Source organism: Nonomuraea insulae, assembly GCF_042656245.1.
In genome coordinates this window covers 71,824-89,079 of the sequence record NZ_JBHSPA010000031.1, presented here as the reverse complement: position 1 = coordinate 89,079, position 17,256 = coordinate 71,824, and the positions used below count along the sequence as shown (strand labels likewise).

Below are 17,256 nucleotides of genomic sequence, written 5' to 3'. Positions count from 1 at the left end.
CCACCCCATGCTCGTGAAACCGCGGCACAGATTGACTGACTGGCCACTCATTTATATGCTCCAGTCATGGCCCGGCCGAAGAGCAAGGACAAGAGGGACGCGCTGATGGCAGCGGCGACTCGTGTCATCGTCGCGCAGGGCCTCAGTGCGCCGACGGCGGTCATCGCGCGGGAAGCGGGCATCTCGAACGGCTCGCTGTTCACCTACTTCACGACGAAGGCTGAGCTCTTCAACGAGCTCTACCTTGAGCTGAAAAGCAGGATGGCCAACGCCTCGATGGAAGGGTTTTCGGTGGAGGCCCCGCCGCGCGAGCAGTTTTCTCGTATGTGGTCGAACTGGACGCGCTGGGCGACGTCGAACCCCGAGGAGAGGCGGGCTCTCGCCCTGCTGGGCGTCTCCGACGACATCACTCAGGAGACTCGCGCCGCCTCTCATCAGGTGATGGCGGAAGTCGCGGGCATTCTCGAGCGGGTGCGCACCCGGGGCCCGATGCGGGACGCGTCGAGGGATTTCGTCGGCGCGATGATGAACTCGCTGGCCGAAGCGACGATGGACTTCATGGTCGAGGATCCTGACAACGCCGACGAACACCGCAGGGTCGGCTTCGACGGTCTGTGCCGGATGCTGGGCTGCTGAGCAGTCGGATGCTGGGGCTGATTTTTTTGGGCCAATGAATGACTGACTAGACAGACAATTAAGGAGCACGCATGGCGAAGACAGGTTCGGGCGAGCGCAAGGCGTACATCATCACCGGCCCGACGTCGGGCATCGGGTACCACACGGCTCTGGAGTTGGCCGAGCACGGCACGGTCGTCCTGGTGGGCCGCAACCAGGGAAAGCTCGACGAGGTGCGGAAGACGATCGAGCGCACGGGCCGGCGTGCGGTGCCGGTCGTGTGCGACGTGTCAGATCTCGCGAGCGTACGGCGTGCGGCCGCGGAGATCATCGCGCTCGGACTTCCCCTCGCGGGCCTGGTCAACAACGCAGGCATCCACGAAATGCGCGCCACGAAGAACGCTCAGGGCTGGGACACCGCGTTCGCTACGAACCACCTCGGTCCGTTCGTGTTGACCGAGGCACTCATGCCCCATCTCCCCGACGGCGCGAATGTGGTGTTCGTCTGCTCCGCCGTCGAAGACTCCGAGCGCAGGCCCGCCGTGATCGCGGGGTTCCGGGGCGGTCGCTACATCTCTGCCGAGGCGAGCGCCCGCGGCGAGTGGAAGCCCGGTGGTTCCACCCAGCCCGGCTCCGACGCCTACGCCACGTCGAAGCAATGCAACCTCGCGACGGTGCTGGCGTTCGCGCGCGAGACGCCGCGGTTGCGCTTCAACGCCGTCGAACCGGGCTTCAGCCCGGCTACGGGTCTCTCGCGCGACGCGAACGTCTTCCTGCGCCTTCTCGGGAAGTACGTCCTGGGGTTGCTCGCCCCGTTCATCAAGTACTGGAGCACCCCGGCGCGGGCCGCGAAGGTCGTCACGAACGCCCTGCTGAACGAGCCGGGAGGGACCGGCGTCTACTACGACGAGCGGGGCCGGCCGATGCTCGGCTCGACGCAGGTGCGCGACCCGCAGTTCCAGGACCGCGTCGTCGCGGAGACGCGCGCTCTGCTCTCGACGGTGTCGACCTGAAACCGGCCCTCTGGCGGAGCTGTGCGCCTTCCGACAATTACATCTGCCCAGGTCACGACCATATTGGGCTTCGCGTGGCGTGCACCGGTCCCGGCCACCAAGGGAAGGAACGGGCTCGGCCGGTCGGGGCAGTGATGAAGCCACGCATACCGGCGCCTTCTCAGGATTCGATGTGCTCGGGGGCGGTGCCGAGCACGGCGTCCAGCAGGCCGGGGAAACAGGCGTCCAGATCGTCGCGGCGCAGGCTGAGGATGCGCTCGGCACCGCGCACCCTGACCTGGATCACCCCCGCCTCGCGCAGCACCCGCTGGTGATGAGAGAACGTGGACCGGCTGATCGTCAGGCCGGCCGCCTGCTGCAGCCGGGTGCAGGGTGATGTCCCCACCTGGTTCAGGGCGCGTACGGTCAGCAGCCTCGCCGGGTCTGCCAGAGCCGCCAGGACCTTCGGCAGTCGCAGTTCGTCGGTGGCCGGATGGGTCTCCTCGATCACCACGGAGTGCTCCCTTGCATGCGTCGCTTTTGCCGTAATGTCGAAGCCTATCGTACTGTTCGATGTTCATCGACGTGTTCGTTTTCTATCGAATCGAGGCCGGGACATGAATGGCAGCAAGGTGGCGCTGGTTACAGGCGGTTCTCGCGGGATCGGCGCGGCCATCGTGCGCCGGCTGGCCGGTGACGGCATGCGCGTGGCCTTCACCTACGCCAGCAACCGGGACCGCGCCGAGCAGGTCGTCAGCGAGGTCGCCGCCCGCGGGGGCCGGGCACTCTGCTTGCAGGCCGACGCGGCCGATTCCGCCACCGTCGCCGGAGCGATCGAGCGCAGCGTGGAGGCGTGGGGGCGACTCGACGTGGTGGTGGTCAATGCGGGCGTGGCCCGTGCGGGAGCCATCGACGCCCTTGCCCCCGAGGAGATCGACCGGATGATCGACGTGAACGTGCGCGGGACGGTGCACACCATCCGGGCGGCACTGCCCCACCTCCGCGACGGCGGGCGCATCGTGACGATCGGCAGCGTCAACGCCGAGCGGACGCCCTTCGCCGGGGCCGCGACCTATGCCATGACCAAGGCGGCCGTCGCCGGCCTGGTCCGCGGCCTGGCCAGGGATCTGGGGCCGCGTGGCATCACGGTGAACAACGTCCAGCCCGGCCCCACAGCCAACGACAGCATGAACGCCGACAGTCCCGCCGCCCAGGCCATGACCAGATGGCTTGCCCTGCCCAGGATCGGTGCGCCGGAAGAGATCGCCGCGCTGGTCGCTCACCTCGCCGGCCCGGAGGCGGCCTTCATCACCGGCGCCAGCCTCACCATCGATGGCGGCTTCACCGCCTAGGCGAACGAAACGGCCCCAGCTCGGCGCGCGCGGCGGCCATGCAGTGGGTCGGCCTGTGGGCGGTGCCGGGCATGACCGAGGCGCTGCTAGCCGTGCTTGTCGCCGTGGTGATCGGCCAGGCGGGTGAGCAGGTCGATCAGGTTCTGCCGGTCGGCCGCGGACAGCGGGGCGAGGTATTCGTCCTGGGCGGCGGCGAGCAGCCGGTCAAGATCGGCAAGTTGCCTTCGGCCTGCCGGGGTGATGGTGATGATGTTGCGGCGGCGGTCTTCCAGGTCGGGTGCGCGCTCGAGGAGTTGCCGTTCGGCGAGGTCGTTGACGGTCGCCACCATGTCGCTGCGATCGATGCCGGTGCGGCGGCCGAGGGCGGCCTGGCTGGCCGGGCCGTACTCCTCCAGGGTGGCGAGCAAAGAGTAGTGGTAGCGCCGCACGCCGGCCTGCGCGAGCGCCTGATCCACAAGCCGGTTGGCGATCAATGCCGCACCGTTGGTCAACCTGCTCGGCAGCGCGCGCAGCCGCTCCGGCGGCGGCCCCTCGGGAGTGTCCACGAGGCGAATCTAGCAAATTGTTGGCAGAACCCACGACTGGATGTATTGTTGGCCGAGCCAATGTTGGCCTGACCAACATTTTGCCTTCATGACGCTGAGGAGCCTGGACATGACCACCATCGCACAACCGGCCGGGCCTGCCTTCGGCACCCAGATCATCGGCCAGGCGGAGAAGGCTCTCAACGCCCTCCTGGAGCGAGAGCTGACCGGGACCGGCATCACCGAACCTCAATGGGTGACGCTGACGCTGACCGTGGTCAGCGACGGAACTCTGTCCGGTGATGCTCTGGCCGAGCGGGTCTCCCACTCCTTGAAGGTCGCCCAGGCCACGGCGCACCAGCACATCGCCGAACTGACGGCCGCGAACCTGGTCCGCACCTGCCCGGACGGCACCGTCGAAGCGACCGAGCACGGCAAGGCCCAGTGGAGCCAGGTCCGCGCCGCCGTCACCCGGATCACCGAAAAGTTGTGGGGCGACCTGCCGGGGGAGGAACTGGCCACCGCCGGCCGCGTCCTGAACACCGTCCTCTCCCGCGCGAACACGCTGCTGTCCGCCGCCTGAGTCGCCTGGACCGCTTCGAAGCCCGCCGGGCGCTGGATGCGTCCCGAAAATCGCGGCGGGTCCATTCCGGTCTGAGCCGCTCCCGCTGGATGGCGCTCAGCACCGTGGACACCTTCAACAACCTTCAACCACAGGGCAAGGAGATTCCTTTGACTACCGACGAAGGTACGGCGGTCGCACCGCGGGCGACCCGAAGAGAATGGCTGGGGCTGGCGATCCTCGCGCTTCCCATCATGGTCATGGCCATGGACTTGACCGTGCTGCACCTGGCGCTGCCCACCCTCACCGCCGACCTGCGGCCCGGCAACGCCGAGTTGTTGTGGATCGTGGACATCTACGGGTTCCTCACCGCCGGTTTCCTCATCCCCATGGGCGCGATCGGGGACAGGATCGGCCGCCGGCGGTTGCTGCTGATCGGCGCGGTCGCGTTCGGCGTGGCCTCGGTGCTCTCGGCATTCGCGATCAATGCGGCGATGCTCATCGCTGCCCGGGCACTGCTGGGTATCGCGGGTTCCACGCTGAGGCCGTCCACCCTCTCCCTGATCCGGATCATGTTCCGGGACCCCAGGCAGCAGGGTGCGGCGATCGGGGCCTGGACCGGCTTCTTCGGCCTCGGCACGGTGATCGGACCGCTGGTCGGCGGCACGTTCCTGGAGCTGTTCCGGTGGGGCTCGGTCTTCCTGCTCGGCGTCCCGATCATGCTGCTGCTGATCGTGTTCGGTCCTCTCGTGCTGCCGGAGTACCGGGACGAGTCGGTCTCCCGCCCGGACCTCATCAGCGCGATCATGTCCATCGCCGGAGTCCTTGCCCTGATCTTCGGTATCAAGCGGATCGCCGAGGACGGCCTGCGCCCCGAGTCGGGCATCGCCATCGTCGTCGGCCTGGTGCTGGCGGCGCTGTTCCTCTACCGCCAGGGCCGGCTCGAGCAGCCGCTGGTCGACGTCTCGCTGTTCCGCGACGGTCTGTTCGGCACAGCCCTGGGCATGCTCGTGCTGGCGACCCTGCTCTCCTCGGCCTCGCAGTTCTTCGTCATGCAGTATCTGCAGCTGGTACGCGGGCTGCCCCCGCTGCAGGCTGGACTCTGGTCGCTGCCCACCACCATCGCGGTCATGATCGGCGCCATGGCGGCTCCTGGCCTCGCGAGCTGTGTGAAGCTGAGCACCCTGCTCGCCGGCGGCCTGGCGGTCGCTGTGGTCGGCATGGTGGTGCTGACCCGGGTCAGTGGTCCCTCCGACCTGTACGTCGCGGTGGCAGGGGCGGCCGTCATCGGGCTCGGGCTCGGGCCGATGATCTCGCTGGGCACCGGACTGATCGTGGGAGCCGCCCCGCCCGAGCGGGCCGGCGCCACCTCCGCGATGGCCTCGACCGGCACCGACCTCGGCAGCGCGCTCGGCATCGCGGTGATCGGCAGCGTCGGCTTCGCGGTGTACCGGGCGAACCTGACCGACAAGCTCCCCGAGGGGCTGCCCGCCCCATTAGCCGAGACGGCCAAGGACACCCTCGCCGCAGCTGTCAACGTCGCTCGTGAGCTACCCGCCGCCCAGGGCTCAGGGCTGTTGTCGGTGGCCCGAGAGGCCTTTGTGCACGGCCTGCAAACGACCGCGATCGTTGGCGCGGTGCTCGCCGCTCTGCTGGCTGTAGCAGCCGCGACCCTGCTGCGTAACGCCCGGATGCCGAGCCCTCCGCCGCCGCCCACGGAAACCGACGACCAGACGAACTCCTTCGAGAAAGCACATAAGTGACATGCCCGAAAGGCGGATGATCGACATGCTGCATACAAACTCAACGGCCGACTGGCGCGACCTGGTGAGCCTGCGCGAGCTGATCCGGGGGCGCACGCTCCACCCCGGCGACGAGGGCTTCGAGGAGGCCTGCTCCGGCTGGTTGCTGACGGTCGAGCACCGGCCCGCGGTGGTCGTGGTCGCCGCGGACGCCGATGACGTGGCCGCTGCCGTCCGGTTCGCGGCGGAGGCCGGGCGACCGGTCGCGGTGCAGTCGACCGGGCACGGCAAGTCGGTGCCTGCGGACGGAGCCGTGTTCATCGCCACCGAACAGCTGCGTGAGCTGGCGGTGGATCCGCGTGCCCGTACCGCAAGGATCGGAGCCGGGCTGCGGTGGGGCGAGGTGCTCGCCGCGGCGGCCGAGTACGGCCTCGCGCCCCTGTGCGGCTCCTCCGGTCAGGTCGGAGTGATGGGCTACCTGACCGGCGGCGGGCTCCCGCTGGCCGGCCGCACGTACGGCTTCGCCGCCGACCACGTCCGCTCGCTCGACATCGTCACCGCAGACGGCCGGCTCCGCACAGTCTCGCCCACCCAGGAGCCCGACCTGTTCTGGGCGGTGCGGGGTGGCAAGAGCAACTTCGGCGTCGTGGTCGCGGCCGAGATCGAGCTGCTGCCGCTGCGCACCATCTACGGTGGTGAGCTCTGGTACCCGGGCGAGGATCCCACGCACGCCGCCCACGTACTCGGCACCTACCTGGCCTGGGCCAAGGAGCAGCCGGAGGAGATGTCATCCTCGGTGACACTGATGCGCCTGCCTAATGCGCCGCAGCTGCCCGAGGAGTTCCGTGGCCGCTCGTTCGTGCAGATCCGGGTGATATACACCGGGGGCGAGGAGCAGGGCGCGCGGCTGGTGGAGCCGTTGCGCGCACTCGGCCCGGAGAAGAACACCTGCGCCGTCCTGCCGTACACGCAGATCACCGAGGTCCACCAGGACCCCAAGAACCCGGTCTCGGTGCACCTGCGCAGCGCATTGCTGCACGAACTCGACGACGAGGCCGTGGGGGAGCTGGTCTCGTTCATCGACCCGTCGAATCCCGGGGGCCCGTACCCCGGCATCGAGCTGCGTCACCTGGGCGGGGCGCTGAACCGGCCGCCCGGCCGCCCGCACGCGGTCAGCACCCAGGGCGCGGCCTTCCACCTGTGGCTGCGGATGCCGGCGCCCGCCGAGCGGGCCGAGGCGGCGCGCACCGCCGCCGACGAGGTGCTGGAGCGGCTCGGGCGATGGGACACCGGCGCCATGCTTCCGGGGTTTCTGTTCGACCACGACTCGGCTCCCGAGCGGGTCAGGCGGGCCTACACCGAGGACGACTACCAGCGGCTGGCCGCGCTGAAGGCGACATACGACCCGAACCAGCTCTTCCGTATCAACCACAACATCCCGCCGTTGGGTGATCTCTCTGAGATCACCTCAACGGCTCAATGACTTCATCGCCTGGAAGCCGCCGGCCAGTGACCACGATCCCGCCGCTGACCGAAGAGGCCATCGGCGACCTGGTCGAGGAGGTCACCCGATCCAGTGCCCGGCTCGTCGGGGCCGCGGCCGGGTTGAGCGATGACCAGGTGCGCGCTCCTTCGGCGCTCCCTGCCTGGACACGCGGCCTCAGGCACGTCGCCCGCAGCGCCGACGCCTACACCTGGCCGCTGCGCTCGGCCCGCGGGTGCCCCCAGCCCGGCAGCAGGCCGAACACGGTGCCCCCGCCCGGTACCGCAGAAGGTGCGGCCGAACTCGCCGCCGACGTGCGCCTCAGCCTCGAGCGCCTCGCGGAGGAGGCCAGGGCGCTACCCGCCGACGCCTGGGATCGGCTGGTCACGGCGCTGGCGGGCTGGCGGCACCCGGCCTGGTTCACCCTGTGGCGGTGCCTGCGCGAGCTCGAAACCCACCATCTCGACCTACGCCACGGCTACCGTACGGCCGACTGGCCGGCCTCGTACGTCATGTGGGCTCTCGACGGCACACTCGCCACGCTGAAGGCGCAACAGTTCCCCATCGGCTCGGCCGAGGCGGTCGATCTCGGCCACAGATGGGAGCTCACCCCCGGCGGGCCCTCAGTCGCCGCCGACGGGCACGTGCTGCTCGGCTGGCTCGCCGGCCGTACCGCCGGCCCCGGCGAGAACCTACCGATCCCGCCGGCCTGGCCGCAGCCACCCACCCCCGGCTGGGGCCGGGCAGACCAGCCCTGACGAGCTGGCCGGCTCACGGCCGTAGGCACGATCGGGAATCAGCTCACGATCACGACGGACGGACGAGCCCGTCTCCTGCCCGATCCCAGTTGGCCTTCCGCCCCCGTCCACGCACGTCGGCCCGCTACCAATCACACGCCTCGCCAGGCCCACCGCATGATGAAGCTGCATCCGCAGATCGACGGCAGTGTTCGCGCCGGTTTGCGTTTGAGCGCGCTCAAAGCCCTAGCGTTCCCGCCATGACGACGAAGACCTGGATCATCACCGGCGCATCCCGCGGTTTCGGGCGCGCACTGGCGGAATCGGCGCTCGCAGCGGGCGACCACGTGGTGGCGGCCGTGCGGCGGCCGGAGAGCGTGGCCGACCTGGAGGCAACGTACCCGGACGACTGCCTGATCGTGAAGTTCGACGTCCGGGACGTCGCCGCGGCCGCGGACCTCGTGCGCGCCGCCCTCGACCGCTTCGGCCAGCTCGACGTGCTGGTCAACAACGCGGGCCGGGCCGTGGTCGGAGCGGTCGAGGAGGTCGGCGACGCGCAGTTGCGTGAGCTGATGGATCTGCACCTGTTCGGACCCGCCGCGCTCGTCCGTGCGGCGCTCCCCGTCATGCGTGCCCGGGGCACGGGGACGATCGTCCAGATGAGCAGCCAGGGTGGGCGGATGTCGTTCCCCGGCGTATCGACGTATTCGGCGTCGAAATTCGCCCTCGAAGGCTGGTCCGAGGCCCTGGCCGGGGAGGTCGCGCCGTTCGGCATCCGGGTGATGATCGTTGAGCCCAGCCGGTTCCGGACCGACTTCAACGCCTCCGACGTGCTCGAGTTCGCCGAGGTGTCCGAGACCTACCGTGACCTGCTCGCCAATGTCCGCGCGGACATGGCCAGGACCGACGGCCTGCAGGAGGGTGACCCGGCGCGGGCGGCCGAGATCATCCTCTCCCTCGCGCACGGTGAGGAGGTGCCGCTGCGGCTGCCGCTCGGGCGCGAGGCGGTTGAGCGTATCTCGGGTGTCTACCGGCGTGGCCTGGCCGAGGTCGAGCGGTGGGCCGAGACCGCCCGCAGCGCCGACTTCGAGGGGGTCCCGGCATCGGTCCGGCCGATCTAGGCTGGTTGACATGGCCACCGACGATCTGATGACCAGGGCTCTCGAAACCCTCGGGGACGACGGCCCGCCGTCGGTTGAGGCGATCCTTCGCCTCACCGACCTGGCCGGCATGCCCGAGTCGATGATGATCGCCGAGGTCGCCGACTTCCTCGACATCTCGCCCCACACGCTGCGCTACTACGAGCGGGCCGGGCTGGTCGAGGTGGCCCGCGACAACAACGGGCATCGCGTCTACGACGCCAACGCGGTGCGGCGTCTGGTGTTCCTCACCCGGATGCGGCTTTCCGGTATGCCGATGCGCGACCTGCAGCACTACGTCTCGCTCGTCGACGCCGGAGAGCACACAGTGCCCGAGCGGCTCGACGTCCTGCTCGAACATCGCGACACCACTCGCCGCCGGATCCGTGAGCTGACCCTGTCCCTCACTGCGATCGAGTACAAGATCGCCACCTACGGAGGCTCGACCGGGCCGGACGTTCAAGCCCTCGACACCACCATCGGCACCGAACCCACGGCACTGCCGCCCGAGCCGCGACGGGCACTACCGGGGGAGTGAGGGCCGCGGCGTACATCCCGGTGGAGACCTCCCGCGAGATCCAGGCCGCCATCCCCGGCAGCTTCTACGCCGAGCTGGACACCGGCCATGTCTCCCGCGCCGAACGCCCCGACGACTTCGTCAAGCTCGTCCAGGACTTCACCGCCTACTAGGACACGCTGTGGCCGAAGAGCCCTTGAGGGCCGCGCAGAAATGCTCCGGCACCGCCATCGCCGGCTCGGCGGGCGGATGGCTCGGCCCGATCTGCCTCGGCGGCCCAAGATTCCCTTGATCGTGCGATGCGACGGGTCGCCTTTCAGCTGTCTGGGTTCACCCGGTTGGGCCTCGGCCATGCTCGTCAGACATTGCCGAGGCGTTGTCTGCCGGTGCCTGGCCTGGCCCTGCCAGCCGCTCGATGATCTCCGCGGCCCGCAGGACCAGCGCGAAGCCCTTGCGCAGCACGGCGAGCTCCGGTTCTTGGCGGGACTCGTCGTCGGTGGCGGTGACGTCCGCGCCGAACACGACCCGGTACCCGCGTTCGTAGGCTTGCCGGGCCGTGGTGCCGCAGCAGTAGTTGGTGAGGGTTCCGGTGACGATGACCGTGTCCCGGCCGAGATTGCGCAGGATCGTGTCGAGCGGGGTGTCGTAAAAGGCGCCGTAGGACGGTTTGCGGATCAGGACCTCGTCACCGCGGTAGCCCATCTGGTCCCAGACCTCAGCGGGCCCCGGCCTGCGCCAGTCGGTGTCGGCGTGCGGCAGATGGCGCAGTGAGTACGGGCGGTCGATCCCGAAGTGCGTGTCGTCGAATATGGTCCAGATCACCGGAATGTCCATGTCCCGGCAGTGTTCGACGAGCCGACGCAGCTGCGCGGCCATCCGGGTCGCGCCCGGCACCCAGTATGGGCTCCACCCGGGACGGGCGAACTCGTCCTGCATGTCGATGACCAGTAGTGCCGAGCGTTCGGGATGGATCTCGAACGACGCACGCCCCTGTTCGTAGGCGACCCGGGCGCGCGCGGTCACCCACTCCTCGGTGTACGACATCCGCTCCCCTTAGCTCGATTCGACATACATCGTTTCGATGTACCGATTCAATGCGACAGAGTAGCAGCATGCTCGAGCTGGCCATCCTGGGATTCCTGGCCGAAGGTCCGCTGCACGGATACGAGCTGCGACGACGGGTCGCGGCGCTGTCCGGACACAACCGCCCGGTCAGCGACGGCAGCCTCTATCCAGCGATCAACCGCATGGCCAAAGCCGGCCTCCTGGAACAGCGCACCGAGCCGGGCACCTCCGCCGCCCAGCGCAGGGTGCTCAGCCTGACCGACAACGGTCACGCCGACCTGCTGCGCCGGCTCCGCGAACCAGCCGACCACGACATCACCGACAGCACCCGCTACTTCACCATCCTGGCGTTCCTGTCCCTGCTTCCAGACGTCGCCGACCAGCACGCCGTGTTGCGCCGGCGGCTGGAGTTCCTGGAACAGCCGGCCAGCTTCTTCTTCGACGGCGCCCGGCCTCTGCAAGCACGGGATGTGGATGACCCGTACCGCCGCGGCATGCTGGTCATCGCACGCGCCACCAGCCGCGCCGAGCGCGCCTGGCTTCATGAGATCTTGTCCCTGACAACCTGCTGACCGTCGCGTAAATGGTGTGGACAGGCATCGAGGAGTATTTCCAAAGGATCACGGCATGTCGATACGAGGATCAGCTCGCGAGTTCTGGTCACAGCTGGATGAGCCGTGGCGGGCAGCTGTGGAGATGGCCTGGGAGTCCTACCGTCATGGCGGAGTCGCCGTCGGCGCGGTGCTCACCGACGGAACGGGGAACGTGATCGGTCAGGGGCGCAACCAGCGTTTCACGTCGGAGTCGCCACGGGGTCTTCTCGCTCACGCGGAGATGGAGGCGCTGGCGGTGCTTCCGGCGCGGAAGGACCGCTCCCGTGACAGTGTGCTCTACACGACCTTGCATCCGTGTCCGATGTGCTTAGGAGCCATGGTCGTGGCACGGATCGGCCGGTTCCATTTCGGCGCGTTCGATCCGACCTGGCTGGGAATCGAGCAGATGCCGCAGCTCAACGATGAAGTGCGGCGCCGGTGGCCGGAGGTCACAGGACCATTCGCTGGACCGCTCGGCGAGTGGTTCGCAGTGTTGCCGTGTCTGAACACCAGCGGAGCTCTGCTTCGAGCGATGGAAGAGACGGCACCGCGACGTGCGGAGCTCGCCCGAGCCGTCGCACATCGGCTCGGAAGCGCCGCTGATCTTCCCGAGACCCCTGAGCAAGCTCTGGAACAGGTGTGGGATCTTCTGATCGAACGCAGTCAGTAGCACCATGGCTGGCCGCTGCCGGTATGCGCCCGTCCGGCCGGTACGACCAGCATCCCGCCAACAATCTCCGGAGACTCCGCTTCGCCGGCTACTCACCCGGGCGCAGCACCGTTCGTTCGGCTGCGGCGACCATCAGGTCGGCGACCCTGTCGGCCGGCAGAGCCCTTCCCGTGTAGAGCTGGTCGAAGGACTCGAAGCCGGTCAGCGCCCACAGGAGATGGACGGCGTCGGCGGCGGTGACGGCGGATCCGCAGGCCGATCCCGACCAGGGCGCCGGCGTCGTTGAAGCCGGTGAAGGCGGCGAAGAGAGCGGCCAGCGCGAATCCCTCCCAGCTGATGTCTACCATTGGCACCTCCTTAGGGCGTCGAGCGGGAGCTCCGCGTACGGGCCGCAACGCCCGACGTGCCATCGGCCGCACGCGGGCTCGGCTGAGCCTCGCCGCCCCGGGCCGTGTTCCGCCCGCCCGGCCGGTCCGGGGCGGCCGGCAGCGAGATCAGCCGGTACGGGCGGCCAGGAGCGAGATCAGCCGATCAACGGTGACGGTTTCCAGCGGAACCACCACGGCACCGTGACCGTCGGCCAGCGCCTCACCATCCTCAGGCACGGCCACGACCAGGCAGCCCGCGCCCAGCGCCGCCGCGATGCCCGGTGGGGAATCCTCCAGCGCCACACAGTTGTGCGGATCAACGCCCAGCCGCTCGGTCGCCGTCAGGTACGCCTCCGGATGGGGCTTCGGGTGGGTCACCTCGTCCCCGCAGACCACGGTGTCGAACATGCCGGGATCGAGCTGGGCCAGCACCTCGTCAACCAGGGCGCGGTGGCTTGAGGTCACCAGCGCCGTGGGAATCCCCGACCGGCGTACGGATTCCACCACGGCCTGGGCAGCCGGACGCCACGGTACCCCGAGGGCGAACATCTGCCGGGTACGCTCCAGCAGCCAGGCGGCCGACTTCTCGACATCGGCCTCGACGCCCAGGTCACCCTGGACGATCCGCGCGGTGGACCGCAGATTCCCGCCGACCACCCGGCGACGGGTCTCGATCGACAGCGTGCCGCCGAGCATCTCGGCCAGGTCGGCGAGACTGACGTCCCAGAGGGGTTCACTGTCGAACAGCGTGCCGTCCATGTCGAACAGCACCGCTTCCAACGGACCGGCGCCCGGGGCAGCTGTGTTCGCCGTCACTGGAGGGCCTCGGCGAGCCAGCGTCGCACCGTACGGGGATCGTCGCTGGTCGTCCCGTCCACGCCGAGTTCGAGCCAGTGCCGCAGATCGTCCTCGTTGCGGGTGGGCCAGCCATGCACCGGGAAGCCCTCGTCGTGCAGCTGCCGGACGATCTCGGCCGTCAGCCCTTCCCCGCCGCTGTGGATGCGGGAGGACCCGGTTTCCTTGATCAGCTTCCGGTAGCCACCCGGGTGGGCCTCGGCATCGGTCCAGCTGGACACGATGATGCCCCGCGGAATCTCCGGCAGCTTCTCGGCTACGGTGGTGATCGCCTCGACGGAGAAGCCGGTCAGGATCGTCCGCTCCGCGTAGCCGGGATGGTGGGGGAAGAAGTCGGCCAGGCCGTCGATGGCGGCCAGATCCTTGATCTCCAACTGGATCAGCCGCGTCGTCGCCTGATACATCTGCTCCAGCGTGGGCACCCGCTCGCCCTCGCCCACATCGACCGAGCTGATCGTCGACCAGGCCAGCTCCGCGACCGGGCCCAGCTCCTTGCCGGCCGGCTCGGCCGCGACCCGGTCCAGGGTCGCGTCGTGCAGCATGAAGAGTTGCCCGTCGGAGCTGATTCGTACGTCGGTTTCCACCTCATCGACGCCGACCTCTTCTGCCACACGGTAGGACGCAATGGTGTTCTCGGGTGCTTCGGCCATGGCGCCGCGGTGTCCGATGACGGCAAATGCCACGATTATCCTTTCTCGATAAACTTCTACTGGTCAATGAAATTTCGTGCCGGCGGCCGACGGATCGGCGGCACGAGAGGTCCCAGGTTCAGGACGTCACCAGCCGCCGATACTTCGGCAGCACGCGCTGGATGCCCGGGTTGAGATTTTGGGCCGCTTCATGCAGCACCTCGCCCGGGTCGGCGTCGGAGGCGTACACCTTCTGCAGTGCGATCAGCACCTCGGCGATCGCCTCGTTCACGTACCGGCGCATCGCATCCGGCTGACGGGCGCGGCTCAGCTGATCCTGGGCGACCTGGTACGCGGGGGTCTTGGCATTGCGCTCCTTGATCTTCGAGGAGTTGAGTGAGCTGGTGGTCACCGGGAGATAGCCGGTGTTGAGGCTCCACTCGGGCGCGCCCGTCTCGGCGAGGTACTTGACCACTTCCCAGGTCGCCTGTTTGCGGGCCTTGGTCGCGTTGCGCATGATCGCCAGTCCACTGCCTCCGGTCGGTACGCCGGGCCCGTTCTGCTCGGGCAGGAAGGCGGCGCCGAACTCGAACTTCGCCGCCTTGAGCAGCGAGGTCAGCGCACCGGTGGAGTTGCAGATGGTCGCCGTCACGCCTGCCACGAAATCGGCGTTCATGTCGGCGGCCAGGTAGGCCATCTGGTCGTCGTGGATGAACGCCCGATCGAACTCCAGGGCGGCGACGGTCTGCTCGGAGTCCAGCCTCGGCGCCATGCCATCGGAGTAACCGCCGTTGAAGGCCCAGGTCGAGCCCTGGAAGTACCAGTCGTCCGTGCTGCTGTAGCCGCGCATCTTGACCGGTGAGCCGCGGTACCTGAAGCCCTTGAGCTGACGGCCCCATTCCCGCAACTCGGTGAACGTCTTCGGTCCGCGATCGGGCAGCCCGGCGCCGGCGAAGATCTCCTTGTTGTAGTAGAAGAGCGGTGTTGAACGAGCCCAGGGCAGCCAGTAGACCTGGTCTCGAATGGTGCCCTCGGCCAGGAACCTCGGGTGGAAGGCGTCGGGGCCGAAGCCGGCGTCGAAGTAGCCGTTCAGCGGTTCCAGCGTCTCGGCGAGGAAGTAGCGGTTCCAGTTCACATCGCTGAGCGTGACGATGTCGGGAACCTGCGACACGGCGAAGCTGGCGGCCAGCTTGGAATCGAGCGGGGAGTATCCGGGAAACACCTGGATCTCGCAGAAGATGTCCTGCTGCGAACCGTTGAACCCGTCGATGACCGACTGCAGAATCTTGGCGTTGGCGGAGGTGAACGCGCTCCACAGCACGACCCGCTCGCGGCGGGCGAACTGCGGCGGCACCTCCCCGCTCACCTGGGCGTAGACGCCTTCCGAACGGCCGACGCAGCCGGTCAGCGCCAGGCTGGCCGCGGCCGCGGTGGCACCGGTCAGGAGTCGGCGGCGGCTGAGACTGGTCCCGGTCACACTGGTTCCTTTCTGATCGACCCGGATCGCAGGTACGTGGTAATCACCGGCGAACCACGCCGCCGGCCAGACCGGCGACGATGTAGCGCTGTGCCAGCAGGAAGACGATCGCCATCGGCAGGATGACGAACAGGGTTCCGGCCATCAGGGCGCCCCAGTCGTTGATGCCTTCGTTCTCCTTGAGATAGAGCAACCCGATCGGCAGCGTTCGCATGTTGACCGAGTTGGTCGCGATCAGCGGCCAGACGAAGCCGTTCCACTCGTCGATCACGGCGATCAGTCCGACTGTGATGATCGCCGGCCGGGACATCGGCACGATGAACGAGACGATCGTGCGCAGATGCCCGGCGCCGTCCAACTGCGCCGCCTCCAGCACCTCCCGCGGAATCGACCGGAAGAACTGGTAGAGCAGGAAGGTGCCGAACGCCGACGCCACGCCCGGCAGGATCAGGCCCGCATAGGTGTTCACCAGATCCAGATGGCCGATGGTGATGTAGTTCACCAGCAGGGTCACGTGCCCCGGCACCATCAGCGCGCCGATCATGAAGATGAACAGCCAGCGCTTGCCCGGGAACGGCAGGAAGGCGAAGGCGTACGCGGTGGAGATCGCCAGCACCACCTTGAGCACCGTCCCGATCGCGGCCACCACGACCGAGTTGATCAGGAACTGGCCGAACGGCGCCACCGTCCAGGCGTTGACGAAGTTCTCCAGGGTCAGCGATCGCGGGATCAGCCGCAGCGGCCAGCTGTTGATGTCGGCGTCGGTCTTGAACGCCGTGCTGACGAAGAGGTAGAGCGGGATCAGGAAGACCAGGGCCGCGACCACCAGGGCGACCACGCTCCACCAGCGCGTACGCCGAGGGCCGGACGAACTGTGCGGGGTGACCTCGGTTGTCACCGCGTTCGGCATGACCGTCATCAGTAGTGCACCCGCCGCTCGACGAATCGGAACTGCAATACGGTGATCACCATCAGCACCACGAACATGATCATGGAAGCCGCGCTCGAGACGCCGACGTTGCTCCGGTTGAACGCCTCGTCGTAGATGAACCAGCTCAACGTGGTGGTGGCGCCGGCGGGCCCGCCCTTGGTCATCATGGCGATCACGTCGAAGGACTGGAAGGCGGAGATCGTCTGGGTGATCACCAGGAAGAAGGTGGTGGGGGAGAGGAGCGGGAAGATCACCCGCCGGAACTGCGTCCACCGGCCGGCGCCATCGATACTGGCCGCTTCCAGCACCTCGGCCGGAATCTGCTGGATGCCCACCAGGTAGACGATCGCGACGAAGCCGAGACCCTTCCAGATGGAGACGATGATCAACGCCCACAGCGCCCAGGAGCTGTCGGTCGTCCAGGACGGCGAGTCCGCTCCGAACGCGTTGAACAGCAGCCGGCTGAGGCCGTGATGGGGATCGAAGATCAGCAGCCAGATGGTCGCGATCGCCGCCCCGGACAGGACGTGCGGGGAGAAGGCGAGCGTCTGCACCGCGGTGGTGCCCCGGATGCGCCGCGAGAACAGCAGCGCCAGCGCCAGGCCGAGCACCAAGGTCACGACAACGACGACGACCACCCACACCAGCGTGCGGAACAGGACCTCGGGGAAAGTCCAGCTGCTGAACAGAGCCTCGTAGTTGAGCAGGCCGGCCCAGTCGGCGCGCGGCGAGATGAAGTCCCAGCTGGTGAAGCTCAGATAGATGTTCTCGATGATCGGCCAGTAGGAGAACACGGCGATCAACGCCAGGTTGGGTAGCGCGAACGCGGCGAACAGCAGGTACCCGCGCCGTCGCCGGCGTATCGCACCGATTGACCGTTCGGAGGCCGTTCCCCCGGCATTGGCCTGCCGGCGGGCGCCGATCGACAGAGCTGATCTCGAACCGAGATCGCTTGCTCCACTGCTCACGGGCTACCACCCATCCGCATCGACGATGAACGCTGGT

Annotated in this window: 20 protein-coding genes; 12 read left to right on the top strand and 8 right to left on the bottom strand. The window is 68.2% G+C overall.

Going from position 1 to position 17,256, the window contains the following annotated elements:
- Positions 1-66: 66 nt before the first annotated feature.
- A complete protein-coding gene (locus ACFPZ3_RS27680; protein ID WP_379517160.1) occupies positions 67-636 on the top strand; it encodes a TetR/AcrR family transcriptional regulator in 570 nt (189 codons plus the stop codon).
- Positions 637-707: 71 nt separating this feature from the next.
- Positions 708-1,628 carry an SDR family NAD(P)-dependent oxidoreductase gene (locus ACFPZ3_RS27675; RefSeq protein ID WP_379517159.1) on the top strand — a complete coding sequence of 307 codons (921 nt, stop codon included), beginning with the start codon at positions 708-710 and terminating at the stop codon, positions 1,626-1,628.
- Between the two features lie 160 nt (positions 1,629-1,788).
- On the opposite strand, the gene ACFPZ3_RS27670 is transcribed toward ACFPZ3_RS27675, so the two are convergent.
- Positions 1,789-2,121 (bottom strand): ArsR/SmtB family transcription factor, encoded by a 333-nt coding sequence (locus ACFPZ3_RS27670; protein WP_379517158.1) that lies wholly within the window; start codon positions 2,119-2,121, stop codon positions 1,789-1,791.
- A gap of 103 nt (positions 2,122-2,224) precedes the next feature.
- On the opposite strand from ACFPZ3_RS27670, the gene ACFPZ3_RS27665 reads away from it, so the two are divergent.
- Positions 2,225-2,959 (top strand): SDR family oxidoreductase, encoded by a 735-nt coding sequence (locus ACFPZ3_RS27665; RefSeq protein ID WP_379517157.1) that lies wholly within the window; start codon positions 2,225-2,227, stop codon positions 2,957-2,959.
- Between the two features lie 86 nt (positions 2,960-3,045).
- Here the strand turns inward: ACFPZ3_RS27665 and ACFPZ3_RS27660 are convergent, their stop codons facing one another.
- A complete protein-coding gene (locus ACFPZ3_RS27660) occupies positions 3,046-3,504 on the bottom strand; it encodes a MarR family winged helix-turn-helix transcriptional regulator (RefSeq protein ID WP_379517156.1) in 459 nt (152 codons plus the stop codon).
- Between the two features lie 109 nt (positions 3,505-3,613).
- Here ACFPZ3_RS27660 and ACFPZ3_RS27655 point away from each other — a divergent pair, with 109 nt between their 5' ends.
- The 7 genes from ACFPZ3_RS27655 (at position 3,614) to ACFPZ3_RS27625 (ending at position 9,836) form a co-directional block, all read left to right on the top strand.
- On the top strand, positions 3,614-4,066 hold the full coding sequence (locus ACFPZ3_RS27655; RefSeq protein WP_379517155.1) for a MarR family winged helix-turn-helix transcriptional regulator: 453 nt from the start codon (positions 3,614-3,616) through the stop codon (positions 4,064-4,066).
- Positions 4,067-4,299: 233 nt separating this feature from the next.
- Positions 4,300-5,808: an MFS transporter gene (locus ACFPZ3_RS27650; protein ID WP_379517474.1), complete on the top strand. Its 1,509-nt coding sequence runs from the start codon at positions 4,300-4,302 to the stop codon at positions 5,806-5,808.
- Between the two features lie 25 nt (positions 5,809-5,833).
- Positions 5,834-7,270: an FAD-binding oxidoreductase gene (locus ACFPZ3_RS27645; RefSeq protein WP_379517154.1), complete on the top strand. Its 1,437-nt coding sequence runs from the start codon at positions 5,834-5,836 to the stop codon at positions 7,268-7,270.
- A gap of 26 nt (positions 7,271-7,296) precedes the next feature.
- Positions 7,297-8,028, top strand: a complete 732-nt coding sequence (locus tag ACFPZ3_RS27640) for a maleylpyruvate isomerase family mycothiol-dependent enzyme (protein WP_379517153.1) — start codon at positions 7,297-7,299, stop codon at positions 8,026-8,028.
- Positions 8,029-8,267: 239 nt separating this feature from the next.
- On the top strand, positions 8,268-9,128 hold the full coding sequence (locus ACFPZ3_RS27635; RefSeq protein WP_379517152.1) for an SDR family NAD(P)-dependent oxidoreductase: 861 nt from the start codon (positions 8,268-8,270) through the stop codon (positions 9,126-9,128).
- 10 nt (positions 9,129-9,138) lie between these two features.
- Complete coding sequence (locus ACFPZ3_RS27630; RefSeq protein WP_379517151.1) at positions 9,139-9,684, top strand: MerR family transcriptional regulator; 546 nt, start codon at positions 9,139-9,141, stop codon at positions 9,682-9,684.
- Positions 9,681-9,836 (top strand): alpha/beta fold hydrolase, encoded by a 156-nt coding sequence (locus ACFPZ3_RS27625; RefSeq protein WP_379517150.1) that lies wholly within the window; start codon positions 9,681-9,683, stop codon positions 9,834-9,836. Before ACFPZ3_RS27630 ends, ACFPZ3_RS27625 begins: the two co-directional genes overlap by 4 nt.
- A 157-nt stretch (positions 9,837-9,993) precedes the next feature.
- On the opposite strand, the gene ACFPZ3_RS27620 is transcribed toward ACFPZ3_RS27625, so the two are convergent.
- Complete coding sequence (locus ACFPZ3_RS27620) at positions 9,994-10,707, bottom strand: cysteine hydrolase family protein (RefSeq protein ID WP_379517149.1); 714 nt, start codon at positions 10,705-10,707, stop codon at positions 9,994-9,996.
- A gap of 68 nt (positions 10,708-10,775) precedes the next feature.
- On the opposite strand from ACFPZ3_RS27620, the gene ACFPZ3_RS27615 reads away from it, so the two are divergent.
- Both ACFPZ3_RS27615 and ACFPZ3_RS27610 read left to right on the top strand, forming a co-directional pair.
- Positions 10,776-11,300: a PadR family transcriptional regulator gene (locus ACFPZ3_RS27615; protein ID WP_379517148.1), complete on the top strand. Its 525-nt coding sequence runs from the start codon at positions 10,776-10,778 to the stop codon at positions 11,298-11,300.
- Between the two features lie 55 nt (positions 11,301-11,355).
- Complete coding sequence (locus tag ACFPZ3_RS27610) at positions 11,356-11,991, top strand: nucleoside deaminase (protein WP_379517147.1); 636 nt, start codon at positions 11,356-11,358, stop codon at positions 11,989-11,991.
- A 494-nt stretch (positions 11,992-12,485) separates the two neighbouring features.
- Here the strand turns inward: ACFPZ3_RS27610 and ACFPZ3_RS27605 are convergent, their stop codons facing one another.
- The 5 genes from ACFPZ3_RS27605 to ACFPZ3_RS27585 all read right to left on the bottom strand — a co-directional run bounded on the left by ACFPZ3_RS27605 (position 12,486) and on the right by ACFPZ3_RS27585 (position 17,219).
- Positions 12,486-13,130: an HAD family hydrolase gene (locus tag ACFPZ3_RS27605; protein ID WP_379517146.1), complete on the bottom strand. Its 645-nt coding sequence runs from the start codon at positions 13,128-13,130 to the stop codon at positions 12,486-12,488.
- A gap of 41 nt (positions 13,131-13,171) precedes the next feature.
- Complete coding sequence (locus ACFPZ3_RS27600; RefSeq protein WP_379517145.1) at positions 13,172-13,897, bottom strand: glycerophosphodiester phosphodiesterase; 726 nt, start codon at positions 13,895-13,897, stop codon at positions 13,172-13,174.
- Between the two features lie 85 nt (positions 13,898-13,982).
- Positions 13,983-15,320 carry an ABC transporter substrate-binding protein gene (locus ACFPZ3_RS27595; protein ID WP_379517144.1) on the bottom strand — a complete coding sequence of 446 codons (1,338 nt, stop codon included), beginning with the start codon at positions 15,318-15,320 and terminating at the stop codon, positions 13,983-13,985.
- A gap of 43 nt (positions 15,321-15,363) precedes the next feature.
- The gene (locus tag ACFPZ3_RS27590) at positions 15,364-16,239 is read right to left on the bottom strand and encodes a carbohydrate ABC transporter permease (protein ID WP_379517143.1); all 876 of its coding nucleotides are present in this window, start codon (positions 16,237-16,239) and stop codon (positions 15,364-15,366) included.
- Positions 16,239-17,219, bottom strand: coding sequence for a carbohydrate ABC transporter permease (locus ACFPZ3_RS27585; RefSeq protein ID WP_379517142.1), 981 nt, complete (start codon positions 17,217-17,219; stop codon positions 16,239-16,241). Before ACFPZ3_RS27585 ends, ACFPZ3_RS27590 begins: the two co-directional genes overlap by 1 nt.
- Positions 17,220-17,256: the final 37 nt, after the last annotated feature.